At 38.0% G+C, this 22,683-nt stretch carries 19 protein-coding genes and 1 pseudogene; 11 read left to right on the top strand and 9 right to left on the bottom strand.

Annotated elements, in window-relative coordinates; all coding sequences use genetic code 11:
* Nucleotides 1-480: 480 nt before the first annotated feature.
* Nucleotides 481-1,512, top strand: a complete 1,032-nt coding sequence (locus ACFJIZ_RS21535) for an Atu2307/SP_0267 family LLM class monooxygenase (RefSeq protein WP_379088945.1) — start codon at nt 481-483, stop codon at nt 1,510-1,512.
* A 111-nt stretch (nt 1,513-1,623) separates the two neighbouring features.
* On the opposite strand, the gene ACFJIZ_RS21530 is transcribed toward ACFJIZ_RS21535, so the two are convergent.
* Nucleotides 1,624-2,112 (bottom strand): cytidine deaminase, encoded by a 489-nt coding sequence (locus ACFJIZ_RS21530; protein ID WP_379088942.1) that lies wholly within the window; start codon nt 2,110-2,112, stop codon nt 1,624-1,626.
* Nucleotides 2,113-2,267: 155 nt separating this feature from the next.
* Here ACFJIZ_RS21530 and ACFJIZ_RS21525 point away from each other — a divergent pair, with 155 nt between their 5' ends.
* Genes ACFJIZ_RS21525 through ACFJIZ_RS21510 form a run of 4 tightly spaced genes read left to right on the top strand, consistent with a single transcriptional unit; the run spans nt 2,268 to nt 10,552 of the window.
* Nucleotides 2,268-7,256, top strand: a complete 4,989-nt coding sequence (locus ACFJIZ_RS21525; RefSeq protein ID WP_379088940.1) for a translocation/assembly module TamB domain-containing protein — start codon at nt 2,268-2,270, stop codon at nt 7,254-7,256.
* Nucleotides 7,240-9,558, top strand: coding sequence for a BamA/TamA family outer membrane protein (locus tag ACFJIZ_RS21520; protein ID WP_379088937.1), 2,319 nt, complete (start codon nt 7,240-7,242; stop codon nt 9,556-9,558). Before ACFJIZ_RS21525 ends, ACFJIZ_RS21520 begins: the two co-directional genes overlap by 17 nt.
* 3 nt (nt 9,559-9,561) lie before the next feature.
* Nucleotides 9,562-9,969 carry a YhjD/YihY/BrkB family envelope integrity protein gene (locus ACFJIZ_RS21515; RefSeq protein ID WP_379088934.1) on the top strand — a complete coding sequence of 136 codons (408 nt, stop codon included), beginning with the start codon at nt 9,562-9,564 and terminating at the stop codon, nt 9,967-9,969.
* A complete protein-coding gene (locus ACFJIZ_RS21510) occupies nt 9,962-10,552 on the top strand; it encodes a YihY/virulence factor BrkB family protein (RefSeq protein ID WP_379088931.1) in 591 nt (196 codons plus the stop codon). The genes ACFJIZ_RS21515 and ACFJIZ_RS21510 overlap by 8 nt, the downstream gene beginning before the upstream one ends.
* Here the strand turns inward: ACFJIZ_RS21510 and ACFJIZ_RS21505 are convergent.
* The 4 genes and pseudogenes from ACFJIZ_RS21505 to ACFJIZ_RS21490 form a co-directional block, all read right to left on the bottom strand.
* Complete coding sequence (locus tag ACFJIZ_RS21505) at nt 10,549-11,754, bottom strand: ATP-binding protein (RefSeq protein ID WP_379088928.1); 1,206 nt, start codon at nt 11,752-11,754, stop codon at nt 10,549-10,551. The genes ACFJIZ_RS21510 and ACFJIZ_RS21505 overlap by 4 nt on opposite strands.
* On the bottom strand, nt 11,712-12,647 hold the full coding sequence (locus ACFJIZ_RS21500) for a hypothetical protein (RefSeq protein WP_379088925.1): 936 nt from the start codon (nt 12,645-12,647) through the stop codon (nt 11,712-11,714). Before ACFJIZ_RS21500 ends, ACFJIZ_RS21505 begins: the two co-directional genes overlap by 43 nt.
* A 214-nt stretch (nt 12,648-12,861) precedes the next feature.
* Nucleotides 12,862-14,749 (bottom strand): annotated as a pseudogene (locus ACFJIZ_RS21495) (DNA topoisomerase IV subunit B).
* A gap of 11 nt (nt 14,750-14,760) precedes the next feature.
* A complete protein-coding gene (locus ACFJIZ_RS21490; RefSeq protein ID WP_379088922.1) occupies nt 14,761-14,886 on the bottom strand; it encodes a hypothetical protein in 126 nt (41 codons plus the stop codon).
* A 126-nt stretch (nt 14,887-15,012) separates the two neighbouring features.
* Here ACFJIZ_RS21490 and ACFJIZ_RS21485 point away from each other — a divergent pair, with 126 nt between their 5' ends.
* The 6 genes from ACFJIZ_RS21485 to ACFJIZ_RS21460 all read left to right on the top strand — a co-directional run bounded on the left by ACFJIZ_RS21485 (nt 15,013) and on the right by ACFJIZ_RS21460 (nt 20,506).
* Nucleotides 15,013-15,879, top strand: coding sequence for an APC family permease (locus ACFJIZ_RS21485; protein WP_379088919.1), 867 nt, complete (start codon nt 15,013-15,015; stop codon nt 15,877-15,879).
* Between the two features lie 11 nt (nt 15,880-15,890).
* Complete coding sequence (locus ACFJIZ_RS21480) at nt 15,891-16,367, top strand: hypothetical protein (protein WP_379094175.1); 477 nt, start codon at nt 15,891-15,893, stop codon at nt 16,365-16,367.
* The gene (locus tag ACFJIZ_RS21475; protein ID WP_379088916.1) at nt 16,367-17,527 is read left to right on the top strand and encodes a trans-sulfuration enzyme family protein; all 1,161 of its coding nucleotides are present in this window, start codon (nt 16,367-16,369) and stop codon (nt 17,525-17,527) included. The genes ACFJIZ_RS21480 and ACFJIZ_RS21475 overlap by 1 nt, the downstream gene beginning before the upstream one ends.
* Nucleotides 17,528-18,070 (top strand): MFS transporter, encoded by a 543-nt coding sequence (locus ACFJIZ_RS21470; protein WP_379088913.1) that lies wholly within the window; start codon nt 17,528-17,530, stop codon nt 18,068-18,070.
* A gap of 52 nt (nt 18,071-18,122) precedes the next feature.
* Nucleotides 18,123-18,875 carry an MFS transporter gene (locus ACFJIZ_RS21465; RefSeq protein WP_379088910.1) on the top strand — a complete coding sequence of 251 codons (753 nt, stop codon included), beginning with the start codon at nt 18,123-18,125 and terminating at the stop codon, nt 18,873-18,875.
* A gap of 275 nt (nt 18,876-19,150) precedes the next feature.
* Nucleotides 19,151-20,506: a DEAD/DEAH box helicase gene (locus tag ACFJIZ_RS21460; RefSeq protein WP_379088907.1), complete on the top strand. Its 1,356-nt coding sequence runs from the start codon at nt 19,151-19,153 to the stop codon at nt 20,504-20,506.
* 120 nt (nt 20,507-20,626) lie between these two features.
* Here ACFJIZ_RS21460 and ACFJIZ_RS21455 read toward each other — a convergent pair whose 3' ends face one another.
* The 4 genes from ACFJIZ_RS21455 to ACFJIZ_RS21440 form a co-directional block, all read right to left on the bottom strand.
* A complete protein-coding gene (locus tag ACFJIZ_RS21455; RefSeq protein ID WP_379088904.1) occupies nt 20,627-21,397 on the bottom strand; it encodes a class I SAM-dependent methyltransferase in 771 nt (256 codons plus the stop codon).
* Nucleotides 21,372-21,761 (bottom strand): hypothetical protein, encoded by a 390-nt coding sequence (locus ACFJIZ_RS21450; RefSeq protein WP_379088901.1) that lies wholly within the window; start codon nt 21,759-21,761, stop codon nt 21,372-21,374. The genes ACFJIZ_RS21455 and ACFJIZ_RS21450 overlap by 26 nt, the downstream gene beginning before the upstream one ends.
* Before the next feature lie 115 nt (nt 21,762-21,876).
* Nucleotides 21,877-22,329, bottom strand: a complete 453-nt coding sequence (locus ACFJIZ_RS21445; RefSeq protein WP_379088898.1) for a DUF1365 family protein — start codon at nt 22,327-22,329, stop codon at nt 21,877-21,879.
* Nucleotides 22,247-22,648 carry a DUF1365 family protein gene (locus ACFJIZ_RS21440; protein ID WP_379094172.1) on the bottom strand — a complete coding sequence of 134 codons (402 nt, stop codon included), beginning with the start codon at nt 22,646-22,648 and terminating at the stop codon, nt 22,247-22,249. The genes ACFJIZ_RS21445 and ACFJIZ_RS21440 overlap by 83 nt, the downstream gene beginning before the upstream one ends.
* Between the last annotated feature and the right edge of the window lie 35 nt (nt 22,649-22,683).

The raw sequence follows: 22,683 nt of genomic DNA, 5'->3' as shown, positions 1-22,683 counted from the left end.
ATGACATTGAACATCGTTAGTCCCGCTGTCCATTTTACGCGCTACGCTTCTTTTCATTCCCATCGGGTTTAGCTTACACCAACCTGTGCAGCTATTAATGGATACCGTTCATTTCGTATATTTAATCCTCCAGCGCTTTTAAAAAATGAGCATCTCGAGAAGGTGCGTTCTATAAAAACAAACATTAAGGAATGAAGAAAATCAAGTTACACTTGGCCGGCTTCAATACTTAATATTCAACATCATTTTTCACCACCTAAGCAACCTAAGAGAACCTAAGCCTTAGATGTAACTCAGGTGTCTAAGATGGTTCGAACACCATATAGCCTACCACCTCAGCCGCCTAAGAAAAGCTAAGCCTTAGCTGCAACTCGGCTGTCTAAGATGATTCAAATTTTATCGACTACCGTCTTCATTTCTTACCATACATCAGATCTTTTACTAACCCTATCTCCTAACTTTGTTAAAAAATATAACATTATGGAATTAGGTATCGGCATGTTTGGAGATCTGCAGATCAATGCAAAAGGCGAAATACAGCCAGCTCAACAAAGATTACAGGAAATTTTAGCGGAAGTTAAACTGATGGATGAAGTTGGTTTGGATTTCTTTGGCATAGGCGAACATCACCGTCCTGATTATGCGGTATCAAGCCCAGAAATTGTTTTGGCCGCAGCAGCAAGCATCACCAAAAACATCAAATTAAGCAGTGCGGTTTCGGTGTTAAGTTCTGCCGACCCTGTAAAATTGTACCAAAGTTTTGCAACAGTAGATCTAATTGCCAATGGCAGGGCCGAACTGATGGCTGGTCGTGGCAGTTTTGTCGAATCGTTTCCATTGTATGGTTTTAACCTACAAGATTATGACGAACTCTATGAAGAGAAATTAGAGCTCCTTTTAAAAATCAATAAGGAGCAAAAAATAAGCTGGAAAGGTAAATTCAGACCAGAATTGGTGAACCAAGAAATCCTACCTCGTGCAGTAGATAACAACTTAAAGATATGGGTTGCCGTTGGCGGCACACCTGAATCTGTTTTAAGGGCAGGTAAGTTCGGCCTACCTGTAATGTTTGCCATTATTGGTGGTTCGCCAGCACAGTTTAAACCTTTATTCGATTATTATCAAAAAGTTTACGAGGGCTATGGTCACGACCAGTCTAAATTTGAAGTTGGGGTACATATGCATTCCTTTTTTGGGGAAAACAGTAAGCAGATTGCTGATTATTACTACCCACTTTATTCGGCACAGATGGACAGAGTTGGTCGTTCTCGTGGCTGGCCACCTTACCAACAACACCAATTTGACTTTGGACGAAGCAAAGATGGCGCATTGATCATCAGCGATGCCAATGAAGCCATTGATAAGATCTTGGCCATGGAAGAAATGTTTGGCTTGACCCGTTTTTCAGCACACATGGATGTTGGTGGACCATCTCATACCGAGATGATGAAATCTATTGAGATATTCGGCACCCAGATTGCACCAAAAGTTAGGGAAGCTTTAAAAAAATAATACTCTCTTTAAACGTTAATACATTAAGTTAAACAGTTTGACCACATAGGCACATAGAAAACATTGTTAAATCTGCTCAAACAATGAACGTTTCTATGTGGTCATACTTTTTTAACCACCCAATCGGTCTTCTACAAATACAAAAGGCAATAAGCTCTTCACGCCTTTCACTTTAATAATGGCACCATCAATACAGTAAAATAAGACATCGATTGGTTTATTTTGTTTTTTTTCGTACTCGGCCATTACCTGTAAACAGGCTCCGCAAGAGGTTACTGGGTTTTCGATCTTAAAGTTTTCGGTCTGTGCCGTAATTGCCATCGACTTGATGACCGCACCTGGATAGTTGGCACCAATGGTAAACAAGGCCACTCTTTCTGCACATAGCCCTGATGGATAGGCTACATTTTCTTGGTTACTGCCTAACACTATTTGATTATCATCCAACAAGATAGCTGTTCCTACTTTAAATTTAGAATATGGAGAGTGCGATGATGCCAATGCATCTTTCGCTTTATTGCATAACATTTGGTCTGTTTCCGAAAGTTCATCTATACCAGTATAAGTCTCATAACTGATGTTAAAATTAAGTGTGTTCATAAATTAAACTTACATATTATTTGTGGTAATATAAACGCAGTACATTTTACTTCAGTTTTTAATGAACATTTTTATGCCTAATTTGTTTATTGAGTGTCATCTCGGTGGCATGATTTTAGCGAGTACATCAGTTTACCATCTTAATCCATCTCCTTTTGAAGAAGTATTTACGTAAAGGCCTAAAAATTATCCTCTGGATCATTGCTAGTGTAATTTTGCTAGTAGTATTGATTGCACTTTCCTTAAATATTCCGGCTGTACAAAATTTCGTTAAAGACAGGGCCATCACCTACCTTAAAAACAAGACCAAAACCGAGGTAAGATTAGAAAGCATTAAAATAGCCTTGCCGAAAGATGTGGTGCTGAATAAATTCTACATCGAAGACCGTAAGGGCGACACCTTATTGTATGCCGAAAAACTACAGGTTGACATTAGCCTTTTCAAACTGCTGAAGAATACAGTTGAGGTGAATAATATTGAGCTAAAAAACATACGTGCAAATGTCAAACGAATTTCGCCAGATACCACTTTCAATTTTTCTTTTTTGGTTGATGCTTTTATGTCTGAAGAAAAAAAACCTGAGGATGTAAACCAAGACAGCACCTCTACACTTAAATTTAGGATAGACAAAGTGCTATTTGAAGATATTGGAATTACCTATCGGGATGATGTTGCCGGCAATGATGTAAAACTTTATCTGGGTGAATTTAGAACTAAAATAAAAGATTTCGATCTGGCCAAACAGCATTACGTGATCAAAACATTGAGTCTAAAAAATACTTCACTCAGCTACCTCCAGCAAAAATCTCTGGTACAGTTGGTACAACATTTAACCAACAGCGTAGATAGTGCCCAAAAACAACAAGGTAAATTACCTCTAATAGAAGTACAGGATTTTGCATTCAGCAACGTAAAAATCAATTATGATGACCAGCTATCGACTACAAAAGCCATTGCAGATCTTAACGATTTGGGATTGGTTAATTTAAAAATAGACCTAACAAACAGTAAATATCAGGCAGATGAAGCCAGATTAAACAAATCTAAAATTCTGTTTGCCTTTAAACCTGCACCCAGTAATAATCTTAAAAAGGTAAAGGATACAGTTGTTGTAGAAAAATCGCCTTTGGCCCTATTGATCAAAAATGTAGACTTTAACGACAATACGGTACAATTTGATAACCTTGGTGCAAAACCTGCCAAAGGACTCGACTTTAACCACTTGAATATTATGGGCCTAAATTTAGGAGCCAGTGGTGTAAGTTATGATGCATCAGGCATTAAAGCCAATGTAAAAAATGGCTCCCTAAAAGACAAAAGTGGCTTTATCTTAAATGAATTAAAGGGCGATGCGGTTTACAGCGACAAACAGATCAAATTGTCAAATCTTATTTTAAGAACACCCCATACCAGTATCAACAATACTACAGACTTGAGTTTTACATCTATCGACGATCTGACTAAACATCCAGAAAAAGTACGTTTAAGCCTAAGTTTAAAAAACACGACAATCGGTTTAAAGGATGCTGTCTTTTTTAGCGATGCCATTCCAGCAGATTACCGTAAAGAGCAGATCAAGATCAATGCCAACGTCAATGGTTATTTAAACAATCTGAATATCCCTCAACTACAGATCAGTGGGTTAAAAAACACACAGATAGACATCAGCGGTAAAGCCAAAGGTTTGCCCGATATCAATAAAACTTACCTAGACCTCAACATCAAAAAGCTCTACCTGACCAAAGGCGATCTATTGGTGGCCATTCCTAAAAAATCCTTGCCTCCAAGTATCGAGTTGCCCAATACGATCAATGCCAGAGGTAACTTTAAAGGTTCGATGAGTGATTTCAACACCAATCTGAACATCCAAACCGATATGGGTTCTGCACAGGTTGTTGCGGGCATGAAAGGGCCAAAAGGGAAAGAAAGCTACAAAGCGAACATCAGCTTGAACAATTTTAACGTGGGCAGATTATTAAAGCAACAAGCAACTTTGGGGCGTGTTACTGTTAAAGCAGATGTGGTGGGAACAGGTCTAGATCCTAAAAAAATCAATGCAAAGTTCAATGCACAAGTGATCAGTGCTACCTACAACAAATACAATTACCGCAACCTGAGCTTAAATGGAACTTATGCCAATCAGTTGGTGAAGATCAAAAGCAATATGCCCGATAGCAACCTTAATTTTAATCTAAATGCTGAGGTAAACTTGGCAGGGAAATATCCGGCGGTTAAAGGCATCGTCAACCTTAAACAGGTTGACCTCCAAAAGCTTAATTTTAGTACGACCGAATTTAAAGTTGCGGGCAATATAAAGGCATCCATGCAAACTGCCGATGTAGATTATTTAAATGGAGATATTTTTGCAACAGGCCTTCAGTTGGTAAAAGAAGGCAAAAGATTTAATGTAGATACCATCCAGATCAATGCTGTTTCTACAGCTACGGAGAACAAACTTTCTTTAAAATCGGAATTGTTAACTGCAAAAATTGATGGCAAATACCAATTGAGTAAAATTGGTAATGCTGTAATCAACCAGATCAATAAATATTATCAGTTTGGCGAGGTTACTTCTATTCCAGACCAACGCTTTAGGTTTGCGATCAAAGTCCATAATCCTAAATTCCTAACCGATTTTGTACCGCAGTTAACCACTTTTGTCCCATCGACAATCAATGGGCTGATTGATACCCAAAAGGACAGTTTACTGTTGAACGCATCCTTTCCTAAGATTGTGTATGGCGATTACAATGTGGACAGTACACGTTTGGTGATCAACAATAAAGCACAAAAACTGAACTATAGTTTATTGGTCAAAAGCATCCAAAGTCCATCCATTGTTTTATTCAATACAGAAATTTCGGGCGTTGCTGCCAACAACCAATTAGACCTGAACATCTTCCTTCGTGATAGGCAAAGGAAAAACAAATATGTTTTGGCCGGTATATTTAAATCTATCAATAAAGATTTCAGGTTCAGCCTAGATCCTAACAAGTTATTATTGGATTATGAAAAATGGACCATTTCGCCAGAAAACTTTATCCAGTTTGGCCAATCTGGCATCTTGGCCAATCAATTCAATTTAAGTCAGGGACAGCAATTGTTAAGTATCAATAGCATTAACAATACCCCAAATTCGCCTTTACGTGCTGAGTTCAAGAATTTCCAGATCGAAACCCTAACCAAGTTTGCAGAAACTGATACCACATTGGCTGGTGGAGTAATTAACGGAATGGTTGATGTAAAAGACCTGGCCTCAAACCCTAAGTTCGAAGCTAATTTAAACATTAGCAAACTCCGTTATCAGAAAGATGAGCTGGGCGATTTAAGTCTATTGGTTAACAACAATACCGAAAATGCATTCCAGGTTGATGCCAAGTTAAAAGGAGTTCACGAATTACGAGCAAGTGGTTTTTATTATACAGCTCCTAAAAGCACCTTAGATTTAACGGTAAATATTGATAAAATTGATTTGAGGGAAATAGAAAGTGTGAGCATGAGGCAAATTAGACAAGGCAGAGGCACCCTAAGTGGACAGTTTACCGTAAAAGGAGAACCAACTACGCCTAAAATTCTAGGTACATTAAAATTTAATGATGCTGGTTTTAATGTCGCTTATATCAATTCTTATTTTACGATGCCCACTCAAGAAATAACATTTAATAATGAAGGAATCCGTTTTGATGACTTTACTTTAATTGATTCATTGGGCAAAAAAGCAATTATTGATGGAAATATTTATACTTCGGATTTTAAGAATATAAGATTCGGTTTAGATATTAAAACAAATAATTTTAGAGCCATAAATTCAACAGCAAAAGATAACGATATGATTTATGGTACCGTATATCTTACCAGTAACATCAAAGTTCGTGGTGATATTAACCAACCTGATGTGAACATGAACATCAAAGTTGACAAAGGGACTAAATTTTTCTATGCTTTGCCAATAAATGATCCTTCCGTAATAGAACAAGAAGGTATTGTTGAATTTATAGATAAAGATGCCCCTCCGTTTAATGGCGAGAAAGCGCTAAAACCAGACAGCATAAGTAAGTCTACATTAAAAGGTATGAACCTAGTAGCAGCAATTACTATTGATCCTGAGGCAGAATTAAACGTAGTAGTTGACCCTCAAAATGGAGATAATTTAAATATTAAAGGCAATGCGAATTTAAATGCTACAATAGACCCAAGCGGTAAAATAAGTTTAACAGGTCGTTACGAAGTAATTGATGGTTCATATAGTTTAACTGTTGCACCCTTAGGCAAAAGGCCATTTAAAATTGTAAAAGGAAGTACAATTATTTGGACTGGAGAGCCTACCGCTGCAACGGTAAATTTAACTGCTCTATATGAAGTTAATGCTGCTCCTATTGATTTAATAAATGAGCCCGAAAACATTCTTGCTAAAACAAAATTACCTTTTCAGGTATATTTATACATGAAAGATGAATTGCTTAAACCTACTATCTCTTTCAAAATTGATTTACCTGAAAACGAACGTGGTGCATTACAAGGAATTGTTTATACCAAACTACAAAATGTAAATAGAGACGAGAATGAGTTGAACAAACAAGTTTTTGCCTTGTTGGCGCTGAATAGATTTATTGCAAACAATCCATTCCAGAGTTTAGCTGGTGGTGGCGGTGGCGCTTCTACATGGGCCCGATCTAGTGTAAGCAAATTGCTAACAGAACAGTTAAATAATCTGGCATCAGATTTAATTCAAGGTATAGACCTTAATTTTGGCGTAAATTCTTCTGAAGATTATTCTACCGGTTCATTAGAGCAAAAAACAGATCTAGAAATCGGCCTTTCTAAAAAATTATTGAATGACCGCTTAACGGTTACTGTTGGTAGTTCATTTGGTCTCGAGGGTCCGAAAACACCAGGACAAAGTTCTTCGAATATAGCTGGTAATGTAAATATAGATTACCTATTATCCGCTGATGGCAGATATAGATTAAGATTTTATCGTCGCAACCAAAATGAAGGTATTGTTGAAGGACAAATTATTGAAACTGGGCTCGGATTTACCCTAGTTGTAGATTACAATAAATTTAGAGAGGTTTTTCAAAAACGTTCAAAAAGAATAAAAAACCAATTAGAGCAGAAACAAAAAGATGAAACAGTTAATTAAACCTACGCTATTTTTATTCGCTTTTTTGGTTTTTACTAGTTGCAGTACAACCAAGCGACTTAAACCTGGACAATATCTATACACTGGTGCAGAAATTATTATCAATCCAGATTCTTCTGCAAGAATTGACAATCAGAAACAGGTTGCCAATACATTAGAAAGCAAAACCAGACCAAGACCAAACAAATCTTTGCTTGGCATAAAATGGAAGTTGTTACTATACAATTTGGCTGCAGATACTGTAAAACCAAAAGGTTTAGGAAATTGGCTAAAAAATAAAATTGGCGAAGCCCCTGTTTTAGTTAATGATGTAAAAATCAAATACAATAACGATGTGCTTAAAAGTTATTTAATTAGCCAAGGCTATTTGCAGGCAGATGTTTCTGGAGATACTGTTTTAAAAGGAAAAAAAGGTAAGGCAGTATATACAGCTAATACTGGTATTCGATACAAAATTAATAGTGTTACTTTTCCACCAGATACCGGAATGCTAACTAAAATCATCAATGCCAACAAAGATAAAACCCTGCTAAAGGTTGGTAATTTTTATGATTTGGATACCTATAAAAATGAACGAATTCGGATCGATAATGATTTAAAAGAAAGTGGCTATTTTTATTTCAGTCCAGACTATTTGATTGTACAAGCAGATAGTACGATTGGAAAAAACTTAGTTGATCTTTATGTAAGTGTTAAAAGAAGTGCGCCAGATGCCGGCTTAAAATCTTATACCATTAAGAATATAAATATTTACCCAAATTATAATTTACGAAGAGACAGTGTACTTAGAAGTTTAACGCCTTTGCAATACAATGATTTTAACATCTATGATAATCGGAATACATTTAAACCGAAATTATTTGATCGTTTAGTATTCTTCAAAAAAGGAGAAAACTATAATAGAAAAGACCATAACCAATCTCTAAACAGAATGGTTAACATTGGGGCGTTCAGAGATGTAAGGGCAGAATTTTTACCAATTGACAGCTTTAAGAACAACCAGTTAAATTTAAATATTTTCCTTACGCCCTTAAAGAAAAACTCATTGAGTTTTAGTGTAACAGGAACAAGTAAATCAAATAATTTTGTAGGTTCTGAAATAAAATTAACACAAACGACAAGAAACTTATTTAGGGGTGCAGAACAATTAGATGTGAGCGTAAGTGGTGGTTTTGAAACGCAAGTAAGTGGCATTTCAAAAGGATTAAATTCTTACTCGTTTACAACCGAAGCAAAGCTAACTTTTCCTCAGTTTATTGTACCTTTTTATAAACCAAAGTCAACTACCGCATTTATCCCAAAAACGGTTGCCTCGCTTTCTTATCAATTATTAAGTAGACGATCGCAATATTCATTAAATGCTTTTAAAACTGAGCTTGGCTACAATTGGAAAGAGAATATTCGAAAAGAACATACTTTTAATCCAATATCAGTGAATTATGTAAGGGCTAGTTTTCCCGATTCATTGACTAAGCAGCGCTTGTTTACTGAGAATCCAATATTAAGAACATCTTTAGAAAACCAATTTATTATTGGAAGTAATTACAATTTCACATTTACAAACCAAATGGAAACATCCAGAAGAAATAATATTTTCTTTAATGGACGAATTGAAACTGGGGGAAATTTATGGGGATTATTTGTTCCAAAAGATGATTTAGGCAGAAGAACGTTATTTGACCAATCGCTCACTCAATTTGTAAGAATAGAAACCGATTTAAGAGATTACTATAAAATAAATAAGAATCTAATTTTAGCAAGTAGACTTAATCTAGGCTATGGCTATGCTTATGGCAATAGCACGACCTTACCTTTTGTGCGTCAGTTTTTTGCTGGCGGAAGTAATGACATCAGGGCATTTAGAGCGAGAATATTAGGCCCGGGAACATATAAAGTCCCAGATAACCAAACTTTTTCTGATCAAGGTGGCGATATAAAAATGATGCTGAATACCGAATTACGATTTAAAATTGTAAGTGTTTTACAAGGAGCTGTTTTTGTAGATGCGGGTAACATATGGTTAAGAAAAGAAGATAAAGGCGTTCCTGGAACATCAAATATGGGCAGACCTGGTTCTGGATTTAAATTGAACAGGGCATTTAGCGAACTTGCTGTAGGTACCGGTGCAGGCTTAAGGATAGATGCTACTATTTTTGTAATCAGATTGGATGGGGCCTTCCCTATCAGAAAACCTTATCTTCCAAGTGGGCAACGTTGGGTATTGAACCAGGTTGATTTTGGCAGCAAAACTTGGCGTAAAGAAAACTTTATTTTAAACATCGGTATCGGATATCCTTTTTAATACATGATCAGATTAGCAAAAAATATCAAACACTTTTTAGTGAGTACAGGGCATTTATTTTTAGCTGCGGGCAAAGGTTTTGTAGAAGACCGTGTAACCAAGTTAAGTGCGGCACTGGCCTATTATACCATTTTCTCTTTGTCGCCATTGATCATCATCATTATTTCTTCTGCAAGTTTGATCTATAGCCAAGACGCCATTGAGAACAAACTTTTTTCACAAATCAACAATTTGGTAGGGCATGATGCAGCCGTTCAGATCCAAAGTTTCGTGGCCAATGCCAGTCTATCTGGCAAAAGCTCTTTTGCTTTGATTATAGGCATTGTTGTGTTAATTATTGGTGCAACCGCCGTATTTACAGAGATACAAGACAGTATCAATCTAATTCTGGAAAGTAAAAGCAGTGCCTAAAAAAGGATGGAAGAAACTGATCACCAATCGTCTACTCTCTTTTTCATTGATCGTATCTCTTGGTTTCTTGCTGTTGGTTTCTTTAGTAGTCAATAGTTTGGTGTTGAGCCTGGGCAATAAACTTTCTAAATTTATTCCCGAAATTACCGATACTACTGCTTTCATCATTTTAATCTTAAACAACATATTGACCTTTGCTGTAGTTACAGGTGTTTTTGCAGTGATCTTTAAGGTATTGCCCGATGTGATCTTGAAATGGAAATCTGCCTTGGTTGGCGCCGCCTTTACCGCTTTGCTTTTTGGTCTTGGTAAATATCTGATTGGAATGTATTTAGAAAAATCGAACCCAGGCCTGGTCTTTGGGTCTGCAGGATCAATTATCATTATTTTGGTATGGATCTATTATACTTCCATCATTCTCTACTTTGGTGCTGAGTTTACACAAGTATATGCCGAAAAGTACGACAAGGGCATTGCTCCTACCAAATATGCGGTTCACCTGAAAACAGTGGTGGTAGAAAAAAACGTTGGTGTATTACCTCCTCAACATCCTGAAGATACGGTCGATTTGCCTAAAACTTAGCCCTTTGTAATATATTCTGCAATTTTATCAATCAATTCTCTTTCCGAGAATGGTTTTAAAACCAAGTTATTGATCCCAGATTCAATGTACTTTTTGCGGTCTTCTTGTAGCACATTAGCGGTAACCCCCAAAATAGGAATATTGGCTTTCGCAGCATTAGGGTAAGACCTGATGATTCTTGTCAATTCAATCCCTCCCATTTCTGGCATTTGGATATCCGTTAAGATCAGGTCGTATTCATTCTTCTCAAAGAGTACAAATGCCTCTTTACCATCGTAGGCAACATCGGTTACGAGTTTGTATTTTTTAAGTACGGTCTGTGCCAACAAAATATTCATCTTGTTATCGTCGGCCAAAAGGATACGTTTCCCTTCCAACCATTCTGCATCGATGCTGTTTACATTTTTACTTTCTAAAATGCTGTCCTGAGAACAAAGCTCATAAGGGATTTCAAAACTAAAGGTAGATCTTTGACCCAGTTGACTGCTCACACCAATCTGACCACCTTGAAACTCTACTATCTTTTTACAAATGGCAAGACCAAGCCCCGTTCCTTTTTGTTTGATTTTGGTAGATGAATAATAGACCTGCGCAAATTCATCAAAAATCATTTCAAGACTTTCTGCACTTATTCCAATACCAGTATCAATAACCTGTACTTTTAATACCCCTTGTTTTTTAGAGTTCAACGTAATGTCTGCCTTAAGCGTAACCGAACCTTCTTCCGTGAACTTGATGGCATTGCTCAATAAGTTCATGATCACCTGTTTTAAACGGAGCGAATCTCCAGAGAAACAGTGGTTCTTTTTAAATAAAATCTCGTTTTTAAGTTTAACTCCTTTATTGGTAGCCTGAATGGCAATGCTATTGAAAACTTCGGTTATCGCATCATAAGGAACAAAAGAAATCTTATCAAAGCTTACTTTACCTGTTTCATATTTAGAAAAATCGAGGATATCGTTTACCACATCCAATAACATTACAGAAGAACTTCTAATGGCATTGACCTGTTCAATTTGTTGCCCATTGAGTTCACCTTGGCTAAGCTGTTCAGAAAAACCAATCACCGAATTTAAAGGCGTTCTGATCTCGTGGCTCATGTTGGCCAAGAACCTACTTTTAGATATGGCATATTGTGAGGCTTTCTGACTGTAATTGATCAGCTCGCTTTCATTTTTATAGGTCCTCCAGAGGTTGTACAATATTGCTGATACCAGGATAAACAACAAGGCCATGCTAGAACTAAAGATCCATCTACACTTTTAAAAGAATCGTCTATTTGATATTTAAGCTCTGCTTTGTTCTGTGCTATAAATTCTTTCTCTTTGTTTTTATAGGCTTGTAAAAGAGACAGGATTTCAGTGATAATCTTATTGTTGAGTTGTAAAATAACAATCTCATTTTTTTTGAGCATATTATTTGCCGCATACAGGTTACGGAAATAATTGTTCATGTTCTGTAACTGTAGCTTATTGAAATTTCTGCTTTGTAAAGAAGTGTCCAACTTGGTTTCTGTTCTAACCATCTTAGCAGTTGTATCGGCACTTTTGGCCTTACTTTTCTTTTTAGAAAATGCATCGGCCAATCTTCCCAATAAGTTCTTATCTGGTTTTGCTTCGGTAGCTTTATGGATAGTATCTACACTTACCATGGTTTTAAATTGTTTGTAGGTCAATTCTTTCCCATTATTCAATCTAAAACCAAAATGTGTGGTGTCAATATTTGAAGAAACATCAATAAGGCTATCAGTTAATTGTCTTAACTTTAAGTATAATTCTGTCCTTATTTTTTTCTGTTCAACCAGTCCCTTGATATTCTTTGGTGCTGTTCTTTCAACTTCTTCTGCATTTTTGTTGATGCTGTCTAAGGTTTTCGAAACAAAGTTGATGTTACTCAGAAATTGTTTGATGTAAGCTTGCTGTCCCGTTACCGCATACAATCTACAATTGTTGTCTGCATTATACAATACAGCCACACAGGTATCTATTTGACTATAATCTTCCTTTAACTCAGCAAGTTGATTGATGTCACGGGTGAGCTCCTGCGACTTGTTATTTCTGATATAGAAGAAAATAGCACACAAAAATAAGGTCAATATTAAAAAAACGATAAGACCGTAACGTGTGGAAGGATTTTTTGTAGAAGAAAGTGGCATAAATGCTCGTTATTTAAAAATATTAATACCCCCAAAAAACATCGAGGGCAAGATTTCAATAACAATAGGGATATGCAAATATAAGCTAAAATATTAATTGCTTGTAAGTTAAATCCAAAAAACTTGATTTTTAACCATTAGTTAATCAAAGAGATTAGGCTACATCTAAAGTTTCTGTATTGGCCTCATTTCTATCCCTTTCTTCTTCTTTTATTTCGTCTTTTTCTATTCTTAGGTTTTTAATGATATGTTGTTGCCTATCAGGTGTATTTTTACCCATATAATATTCAAGCAGGCTTTTAATAGTCTGGTCTTTTAAGATCACAGGGTCTAACCTGATATCTTTCCCGATAAATAGGCCAAATTCATCTGGCGAGATTTCTCCAAGCCCTTTAAATCGGGTTATTTCTGGTTTACCTCCCAATTTTTCTATGGCATCCCTACGCTCGTCTTCACTGTAACAATAGATGGTTTCTTTTTTATTACGCACCCTAAACAATGGCGTTTGCAAGATGTAAACATGTCCGGCCTTTACCAGGTCTGGAAAGAACTGCAAAAAGAAGGTCATCATCAACAAACGGATGTGCATGCCATCTACATCGGCATCGGTCGCAATTACAATGTTGTTATAATGCAATCCCTCTAAACCATCCTCAATGTTCAAGGCATGTTGTAACAGGTTAAACTCTTCGTTTTCGTAAACTACTTTTTTGGTCAGTTCGTAGCAATTTAACGGTTTCCCTTTCAGGCTAAAAACCGCCTGGCAATCTACATCCCTTGATTTGGTGATGGATCCAGAAGCCGAATCCCCCTCGGTAATGAACAAGGTCGTTTCGTATCTTTTATCGTGGGTACTGTTAAAGTGCACCTTGCAATCTCTCAGTTTTTTATTGTGCAGGGATGCTTTTTTTGCCCTGTCGTTGGCCAGCTTTTTAATGCCCGCTATATCTTTACGCTCTCTCTCAGACTGGATGATCCTTTTCAAGATCGCATCTGCCACATCAGCATGTTTATGCAGGTAATCGTCCAGTTCTTTCTTTACAAAATCATTGATGAACGTACGCACAGATGGACCTTCTGGCCCCATGTTCTGCGAGCCTAGTTTCGTTTTGGTCTGCGATTCGAAAACGGGTTCTTGTACCCTAACAGAAACAGCAGCGATGATAGATGCCCTTACATCACTCGCGTCAAACTCCTTTTTATAAAATTCGCGGATGGTCTTTACTACTGCCTCCCTAAATGCCGCCTGGTGTGTACCGCCTTGCGTGGTATGTTGTCCGTTTACAAAAGAGTGGTAATCTTCACCATATTGTTGTCCGTGGGTCATTGCAACCTCAATATCGTTCCCTTTTAGGTGGATATCGGATAACGGATTTCTTCGGGTTTATTAAATTTAGAAAGCAGGTCGTACAAGCCTCTTTCCGAAAAATATTTCTGGTTATTGAAATTGATGGTCAATCCAGTATTTAGAAATACGTAATTCCAGATCATGCTCTCCACAAAATCTGGGATATAATGGTAGTTCCTAAAAATGGTATCGTCTGGGTAAAAGGTAATCGCGGTACCATTGCGTTGTGTCGTATCGATAATTGGATGGTCAACAACGATTTCACCTTTGCTAAATTCTACTTTTTTTGTTTTACCATCGCGGTATGATTGCACCACAAAATTGGTAGACAAAGCATTTACAGCCTTGGTACCCACCCCATTCAAACCAACCGATTTCTGAAAGGCATTGCTATCGTATTTACCACCGGTATTGATCTTAGACACACAATCGATCACTTTACCTAAAGGAATACCACGGCCATAATCGCGGATGTTGACCTTATGATCTGACAAAGTAATATCAATTGTTCTGCCCGAACCCATTACAAACTCATCGATAGAGTTATCTACGATCTCTTTTAACAAAACATAAATTCCATCATCTTGGGCAGATCATCACCAAGTTTACCAATGTACATCCCTGGACGTAAACGAATATGTTCTTTCCAGTCGAGTGAGCGTATACTATCGTCGTTGTAGATTGGTTCTGCCATATTTTTATGTTTTAATTGATATTAGAAAGCGTGTGGTACAGATTTTCATCTGCAGCAGCAATAGTACTGTAAATAGATTGTTTCCTTGCTGTATTGCCCGCCATCCTGAGCAATGAGGCCAAAAAACAATTCAGCATTACAAATTTAAGCTAATCTAGGTGCAAATCAACCACAAAGTTTCCACAAATAAACATTTTTGCTTGGGTCTGCAAACTTTTAACTCCAAACTAAAATTCATATCTTCCAAGCTCAAATTTAGATACATGCAAACTAAAAAGCAGCTCTCTCTTTTCGACCTCGCTATGATCGTGGTCAGCCTCGTTATTGGAATGGGAATTTTCAGGACTCCAGTTAATGTTGCGGCTAAGGCACAGATACCAGAGTTATTCTTTTTAGCTTGGGCAGTTGGGGGTTTTGTGGCTTTGTGTGGTGCTTTAACTTATGCAGAAATTGGTTCGAGATATCCAGTTACAGGCGGTTATTACAAGATATTTTCAGTCTGTTACCACCCCTCCATCGCCTTTGCCATCAACTGTATCATTGTAGTTTCTAACGCAGCATCAGTAGCAGGTGTTTCCTTGATCGGTGCAGAATATTTAAGCAAGGTTATTTTAACTACAGAAATGCAAACTGGCGAATACAGGATGATGATCGCCGTGATCAGCATCATTATATTTTATGCCGTTAACCTCTTAGGTCTAAAAACCAGTTCCAGAACCCAGAACATCTTAACCGTTATCAAGATCGTAATGGTAATGACTTTGATCTGTGCTGTTTTTTTTGGCGAGCAGACCACCAGCATTACCCCTATTTTTAAAACCGCATCGGGTGGTTTACCAAGCTGGAGCGATTATGGAAAAGCATTAGGGCTATGCCTCATTGCTGTTTCTTTTAGTTTTGGTGGTTACCAACAGACCATCAATTTTGGTGGCGAGGCGAAAGAAGCCAAAAAAGTTATCCCACGCTCCATTATTATTGGATTGGGCATTATCATTACTTTATACATGGCCATTAATTACGCTTATGTAAAGGTGATTGGCTTCGAACAACTGAAATCTGCCGAAAGTATTGCCGCCATCTTAGCGGGTAAGATCTTGGTCCTGCAGGATTTTCGCTGCTTTCCATATTGATCTATTTCTCTGTGTTGGGCTACGTCAATGTTAATTTATTGAGTAATCCACGGGCCATGTATGCCATGGGTGAAGAAAAAGCCTTACCCGGCATCTTTACCAAGAAAACAAAAAAGAATGAAGTGATGATCGTGAGCTTAACGGTTTTCACCATCATTGCCATCTTTACCATATTTTATGCCCAGACTTTTGATAAGATATTGAACTACACTATCTTTTTGGATAGTATAGGGATGGCATTTTCTGCCGCAGCGATCTTCTACCTGCGTCGAACAACAGCACATCTGGACAAGAAGACCATCTATACCATGAAGTTCTATCCTGTACTGCCGATCATCTTTATTGCAGCCTATCTGTTTGTTGCTTTTAGCATCTATAGCGATGACCCCAATGCGGCACTCAACGGTTTGTACATCTTTGCAGGATTTGTGGTCATCTATTTTGTAACCAAATACTTTAACCGTAAAAAGGAAAATATCAAAAGCTAATGGATCTATCTTACATCTTAAATGAACTTGGAGAAGATAGGGAGCAATATTTTAATGCCGTTGCCCCTCCTATTATGCAGACCAGTAATTTCAAGTTCGATACCGTACAAGATTTTAGGGCTGCACTGGCCGATGAGTACAAGGGCAACCTGTATTCGAGGGGATTTAATCCAACCATTGATATCTTAAGAAAAAAACTCGCTGCCCTAGATGGTACAGAAGATGCCTTAGTGTTTAGCAGTGGTATTGCCGCAGTTACGGTACCTGTACTGGCCTTATTGAAACAGGGCGACGAAGTGATCTGTGTAGAGAACCCTTATAGTTGGACCATCAAACTTTTTAAGGAATTTTTACCGAAATTCGGCATCTCTACTACTTTTATTGATGGTACAGACCTTAAACAATTTGAAAAGGCTATCACCAATAAGACCAAACTGATCTACCTCGAATCGCCGAATACCTTTAGTTTCGATGTTCAGGACCTCGAAGCTGTGGCTACACTTGCAAAGGCCAATGGCATATTAACCATGATTGATAACAGTTATTGTTCGCCACTTTACCAGCAACCAATTGCTTATGGTATTGATTTGGTTGCACAATCGGCCACTAAATACCTTGCAGGGCATAGCGATGTAGTTGCAGGTGTTTTAACGGGCAAAAAAGAAGTATTGGAAAAGATTTTCAACAAGGAATACCTCAATATCGGAGCAGCATTGGCCCCACAAAATGCCTGGCTATTGTTACGTGGTCTAAGGACTTTGGAAATCAGGTTGGAAAGGATTAGTGAAACGGCTGATCAGGTGATCAACTATTTAAGTACGCATCCAAAAATTGAACAGGTTTTACATCCTTTCAACCCAAAAAATAAGGATTTGGCATTGGCACGCAAACAGATGAAGAAATGTGGCGGCCTTTTCAGCATTGTGCTAAAAGTAGCATCGATTGAAAAAATAGAGCTATTCTGCAATAGTTTGAACCATATCTTAATGGCCGTTTCTTGGGGCGGACACGAAAGCTTGGTCTTCCCGGCCTGTGCGGGAATCAGTAAAACCGATTTTGACCCACACAATAAACGACATGTGTTGATAAGAATTTATGTAGGTTTAGAAAATGCTGATTACCTTATTGCTGATTTGGAACAAGCGCTTGGCAAATTATAGATGTCTATCAAAAAACTACCTTTTAAAAAACAATTGGCTTATGCATCGGGGATGATGGGTTGGAGCATCATGACCAATCTGATCATTGTGATGTTGCCTTATTTTTACCTACCCCCAAATAACTCGGGTTTATCTCCATTGATCCCACAGTTATTGGTATTTGGTGCTTTTAACATCTTATCTCTTATTGCGGCATCAGGCAGGTTATTTGATGCTGCTTATGATCCTTTTATCGCTTCGGTTAGCGATAGCAGTACCAATCCAAAAGGCAGGCGTTTTCCAATCATGAAATGGGCCATCTTGCCAGCTATTGTTTTTTGCAGCTTGGTATTCTGTCCTTTGATCAAAGGAGAAAGCTTGCAGAATGCTTGGTGGTTAACGGTGGTACTGGCCGGTTTTTTCATCTCTGTCACCACTTATATCATTCCCTACAATGCTTTATTGGCCGAATTGACCCAAACACCCGAAGAGAAGGTAAAACTCTCTACGCTACAACAGGTAGGCTTTGTTTTAGGAATCAATCTTAGGGGCACTCTGCAATAATTTTGCCGACCTGATCCAAACCGTTTTCCATGTAACTGAACGTTTCCATGCATTGCAGTATACCATTTGGGGCCTGAGCTTGTTTTCTGGAATTGTGATGGTGCTTCCCGTTATCTTTATCAACGAGAAAGAATACGTGCAGAGCAAACCCACACATATTCCGCTATTGCCGGCCATTAAAAACACCTTTAGAAACTCCAATTTTAAATATTACCTTATTTCGGATTTCACCTATTACACCGCCTTAAGTTTAATGAGTAGTGGCCTGCTTTATTTTGTAACCGTATTGCTCGGCCTACCCGATTCTGATGGTGGAAAGTTTATGGGGCTGATGGTTGTACTCTCTTTGCTATTTTATCCTTTTATCAATTATGGCTCAAAAAAGTTTGGGAAAAAGGCATTGGTGTTATTTGCCTTTGGGGTATTGAGCTTGATTTTTGTGACGATCTTCTTTTTAGGCAAACTTCCCTTTACACCAACCAACCAGATGTACATTTTGGTCATCTTTGCTTCTTTTCCTTTGGCCGCACTAGGTATTTTGCCCAATGCCATCCTAGCAGATATCGCACAGAAAGACACCTTAGAAACTGGAGAAAACCACGAAGGGATGTTCTTTGCCGTAAAATACCTTTTTGTTAAACTGGGGCAAACTATAGGGATTGCCATTTTTGCCATGTTAACCGTTTATGGTAAAGACCCGGGCAATGATTATGGACTGCGCTTAAATGGTGTAGTTGGTTTTGCCTTGTGTGTATTGGCGCTGTTGTTTTTTACAAGATTTAAAGAGACATCGAGTAGAAAATAGATTTGTATACTTGGTTCATTGGTGTCATTGGTTCATTAGTGTCATTAGTTCATTGGTACTGAGAACTGTTCACCCACAACCTTCTACTTCCCAACTTCGGGCTTCTGACTCCCTACTCTAGACTTCCAACTACAGAACTTTTCCTTTTCCGTTATAATTTATGTATCTTTGCAGCGAAGCAGAATTTCTTTATCATTTAAAGCAACTCGCAAGTTAGTCCTTCCAGCAATGATTGTTCTAGCTTCTTCGCAATTTTACATTTAAAAAATTATACTTTGTTATTTTCAGAATTAAACCTCATAGCACCTATTTTAAAGGCGCTTGAAACCGAAGGTTATACACAACCTACACCTATACAAGAGCAATCTATACCCTCTATTTTACAAAAACGCGATCTATTGGGCTGTGCCCAGACAGGTACTGGTAAAACAGCTGCATTTGCGATCCCGATGTTGCAATTGTTAAACCAACCACATACAAATATTAAAGGCCCAAGGGCAATTAAAGCATTGATCTTGACCCCAACCAGAGAGTTGGCCATCCAGATCGAAGAAAGTTTCAAGGCCTATGGCCGTAACCTACCTTTAAAACACCTGGTAATTTTTGGTGGTGTTGGACAAAAAGCACAAACCGACGCCCTGCACAGAGGTGTTGATATCTTAGTGGCTACACCAGGTCGTTTATTGGATTTGATGAACCAAGGTTTTGTTAACCTACGCGATATCGAGATCTTTGTTTTGGATGAGGCCGACCGTATGTTAGACATGGGTTTTATCCACGATGTGAAAAAGATCATCGCCAAACTTCCAGCTAAAAGACAGACTTTGTTTTTCTCGGCTACCATGCCAACAGAAATCCAAAAACTATCGAGTACCATTTTAACCAACCCTGTAAAAGTTGAAGTGACACCAGTTTCTTCTACTGCAGAAAAAATACAACAAGCGGTTTACTTTGTAGAAAAGAACGACAAGAAAAACTTGTTGATCCATCTATTAAAAGACAAAACGATTGAAACTGTTCTGGTATTTACCCGCACCAAACATGGTGCCGATAAAGTGGTGAAAGACTTGATGAAGATCAATGTAAAGGCCGAAGCGATCCATGGAAACAAATCGCAGAACGCACGCCAAAGAGCATTGACCAATTTTAAAGCCAGAACCACTCGTGTATTGGTAGCTACCGATATTGCAGCCCGTGGTATTGACGTGGATGAATTGGCACATGTGATCAATTACGAATTGCCTAATATTCCTGAAACTTATGTACACCGAATCGGTAGAACTGGTAGGGCAGGTTTAAGTGGTGTTGCCTACTCATTCTGTGATGGTGAGGAAAAAGAGTTTTTGGATGACATTGAGAAATTGATTGGTCTAAAAATCCCAGTAAACGAAGAACATCCTTATGCCATGAGCTGGCAAAGCCTACTATCGGCTGCTGCTGAAGCAAAAGGCAAAGGAAAGAAAAAAGGCAACCAACGTGAACCTCGTGAGCGTGAGCCGAACCTGAGTGGTGCAAAAAAGAAACCACATCATGGTGGTGGAAAGCCCAACCATACCGGTAGTACCGGAAGCGTTAATGCTGGTGGTGGCAACCGCAGGTTTAGTGGTGGTGGCAATAGAAGAAGAGATTAGATTACGTTTTGTCATTCCGAAGAACGAGGAATCTCATTTAAGAACTCCTAGCCTGAGATAAATCATTACGTTCAGTATGACAAAATATAAAAAAAGGCCCATGGAAACATGGGCCTTTTTTTATCGTTCTGTATTGTTGGGCCTGGTATAGACCATCTGCATTACATTGATGTTGCGCATGGCAAAGGCAGCTTCACAATAGTTGAGGTAATAATTCCACTTGCGGATAAAACGTTCGTCGAAACCCAATGCTTTTACTTCGTTTATTTTATGGTTAAATTCTATAAACCATAATTTTAAGGTGCGGGCATAATCTAGTCCAAGATCTTTTAGGTCTACCATGGTCAGCTCGCCCGAATTGTTGATTGCTTTGTTCAACTGCGCAACAGATGGCAATAATGAACCAGGAAAGATGTGTTTCTGGATCCAGTCTACGCCTTTGCGCAAACTATCGTATCTACTATCTGGACTTGTAATCACCTGAAAGGCTAAAATTCCATTCGGCTTTAAAACCTGGTTACATTTAGCAAAATAAGTTTCCAAGTAATTGTGCCCAACGGCCTCCAACATCTCTACCGAAACAATCTTATCAAAAGTCCCTTTGATGTCTCTATAATCTTTGATCACAATCTCTACTTTGTCAGTTAAACCAGCTGCTGCAACTCGCTGTTGCGCCAATTTTTGTTGTTCTTTAGAGATGGTCACCGATGTTACCTTACAGCCATAATTTTTGGCCATAAAAATGGCATTGGCTCCCCAACCACTGCCAATCTCTAATACATGGTCGCTGGCTTTTAAATGTAATTGCTCACAAAGTCTACGGTATTTTTCATCCTGTGCAGCGGCCAATGAAAAGTCTGGCGTTTTAAAATAAGCAGCAGAATAGGTCATTGAAAAGTACTAAAAATGTAGCAAAGAAATCGTTGTTCAGGTCGTAATGCTCAGCGATGTTTTTTTGAGAACCTGTAATACTGTTCGATCTATTGTTATGGTACATCCTGTTGAACCATTTGCACAAGTTCAATCCTAAGGTTTTCACCTTATTTCCAGAAACTGAGGGTGCATTTTCGATATTGAGGATGATCCATTTGATCACATTGGTGATGTTTTCTGTTTCCCATAGGCCATCTACATAGGCCTCGCCAAAACCAATGTCGCCATAAAGTACCACACGCTTAAAAAAAGCAGCATCAGTAACAACGATATGTGCCGTATGACCCGAACCTGGGTTGCCGATTCTCGAGATTTTCTCCATTGGGCAGTTCGAGTTGCAAAAAGCCCTTGTTCATTTTACAAAGCGCGGCAATTACCATGTTCTGATAAAATCCGCTTTTTTGTTTGGTAATAGAGAGTGATGACATCTGTTGATCTTAGTTTGGTTTATAAGGTTTATATACGTCTTTTTGTAGGTGTTGGTTTGCAGCTTTTGGGTGATAATTTATTTTTTTTATCCATAACCTAAATGCCTGCCAATGGATCAGCCACATTACCCTTAAGGGAATCAGTGGAATAGAGAAAAAATAGCGCAACATATTACCATTGGTCAGTGGTTTTCTATCGCCCTTCAACGTACTGATAAAGAATCGCTGTCCTTCTTTATCATAATCATCTATCTTAATATCAAGCTTTTCTGTCGGAATTACAAGATTAAAATCAAAAAAGGTATCAAGGTCAATAAAGGGGGATACGTAAAAAAGCTTTTCTACTTTTTGTCTGAATGTATTTCCAGTCAGCTCGTCTTTACCAAAAAAGAAAAGCTTCATTTCGTGATAAGTATTGCTGATTTCTGCTACTGCACAAAGTGGATCCTCCGGTCTTGTCAAAGCAGAAATAAAATGACACAGGATTGAAGTTATAGCCTAACACACATAAATTGGTCAACAACATGATTTTTCCATGGCCAATCTCTATCTGATTTGACCTAAGATAATCGCTAATGTTTTGTTTAACATTTTTGCTTTGATCGGGGTTTTCATTAGGCAGTTGCAAATGGTCCTTATCTCTAAAATTAAAGAGATTAAAACGGTTATAACTAAACCATTGAAGTTTTTTATCAAGTAGCCCTATTTCATCCAGATCAATATAAAACAGATAAATATTGTACCAAAAGCCATGCTTTTTAGGTGCAAGCCGATGGTGCATTACCTTTGCTGAATAAATGGATGAATTGAACATAT

The organism is Pedobacter sp. UC225_65 (assembly GCF_042698365.1).
Taxonomy (GTDB): domain Bacteria; phylum Bacteroidota; class Bacteroidia; order Sphingobacteriales; family Sphingobacteriaceae; genus Pedobacter.
Note: the sequence above shows the minus strand (reverse complement) of the source record. Positions and strands in the feature narration are given on the sequence as shown.

Coding starts and splice junctions, on each gene's coding strand:
- ACFJIZ_RS21450 (WP_379088901.1), bottom strand. CDS start 21,761: ATGGAGAAAATCTCGAGAATCGGCAACCCAGGTTCGGGTCATACGGCA.
- ACFJIZ_RS21475 (WP_379088916.1), top strand. CDS start 16,367: ATGGATCTATCTTACATCTTAAATGAACTTGGAGAAGATAGGGAGCAA.
- ACFJIZ_RS21520 (WP_379088937.1), top strand. CDS start 7,240: ATGAAACAGTTAATTAAACCTACGCTATTTTTATTCGCTTTTTTGGTT.
- ACFJIZ_RS21535 (WP_379088945.1), top strand. CDS start 481: ATGGAATTAGGTATCGGCATGTTTGGAGATCTGCAGATCAATGCAAAA.
- ACFJIZ_RS21485 (WP_379088919.1), top strand. CDS start 15,013: ATGCAAACTAAAAAGCAGCTCTCTCTTTTCGACCTCGCTATGATCGTG.
- ACFJIZ_RS21440 (WP_379094172.1), bottom strand. CDS start 22,648: ATGCACCATCGGCTTGCACCTAAAAAGCATGGCTTTTGGTACAATATT.
- ACFJIZ_RS21490 (WP_379088922.1), bottom strand. CDS start 14,886: ATGCTGAATTGTTTTTTGGCCTCATTGCTCAGGATGGCGGGCAATACA.
- ACFJIZ_RS21455 (WP_379088904.1), bottom strand. CDS start 21,397: ATGACCTATTCTGCTGCTTATTTTAAAACGCCAGACTTTTCATTGGCC.
- ACFJIZ_RS21470 (WP_379088913.1), top strand. CDS start 17,528: ATGTCTATCAAAAAACTACCTTTTAAAAAACAATTGGCTTATGCATCG.
- ACFJIZ_RS21515 (WP_379088934.1), top strand. CDS start 9,562: ATGATCAGATTAGCAAAAAATATCAAACACTTTTTAGTGAGTACAGGG.
- ACFJIZ_RS21530 (WP_379088942.1), bottom strand. CDS start 2,112: ATGAACACACTTAATTTTAACATCAGTTATGAGACTTATACTGGTATA.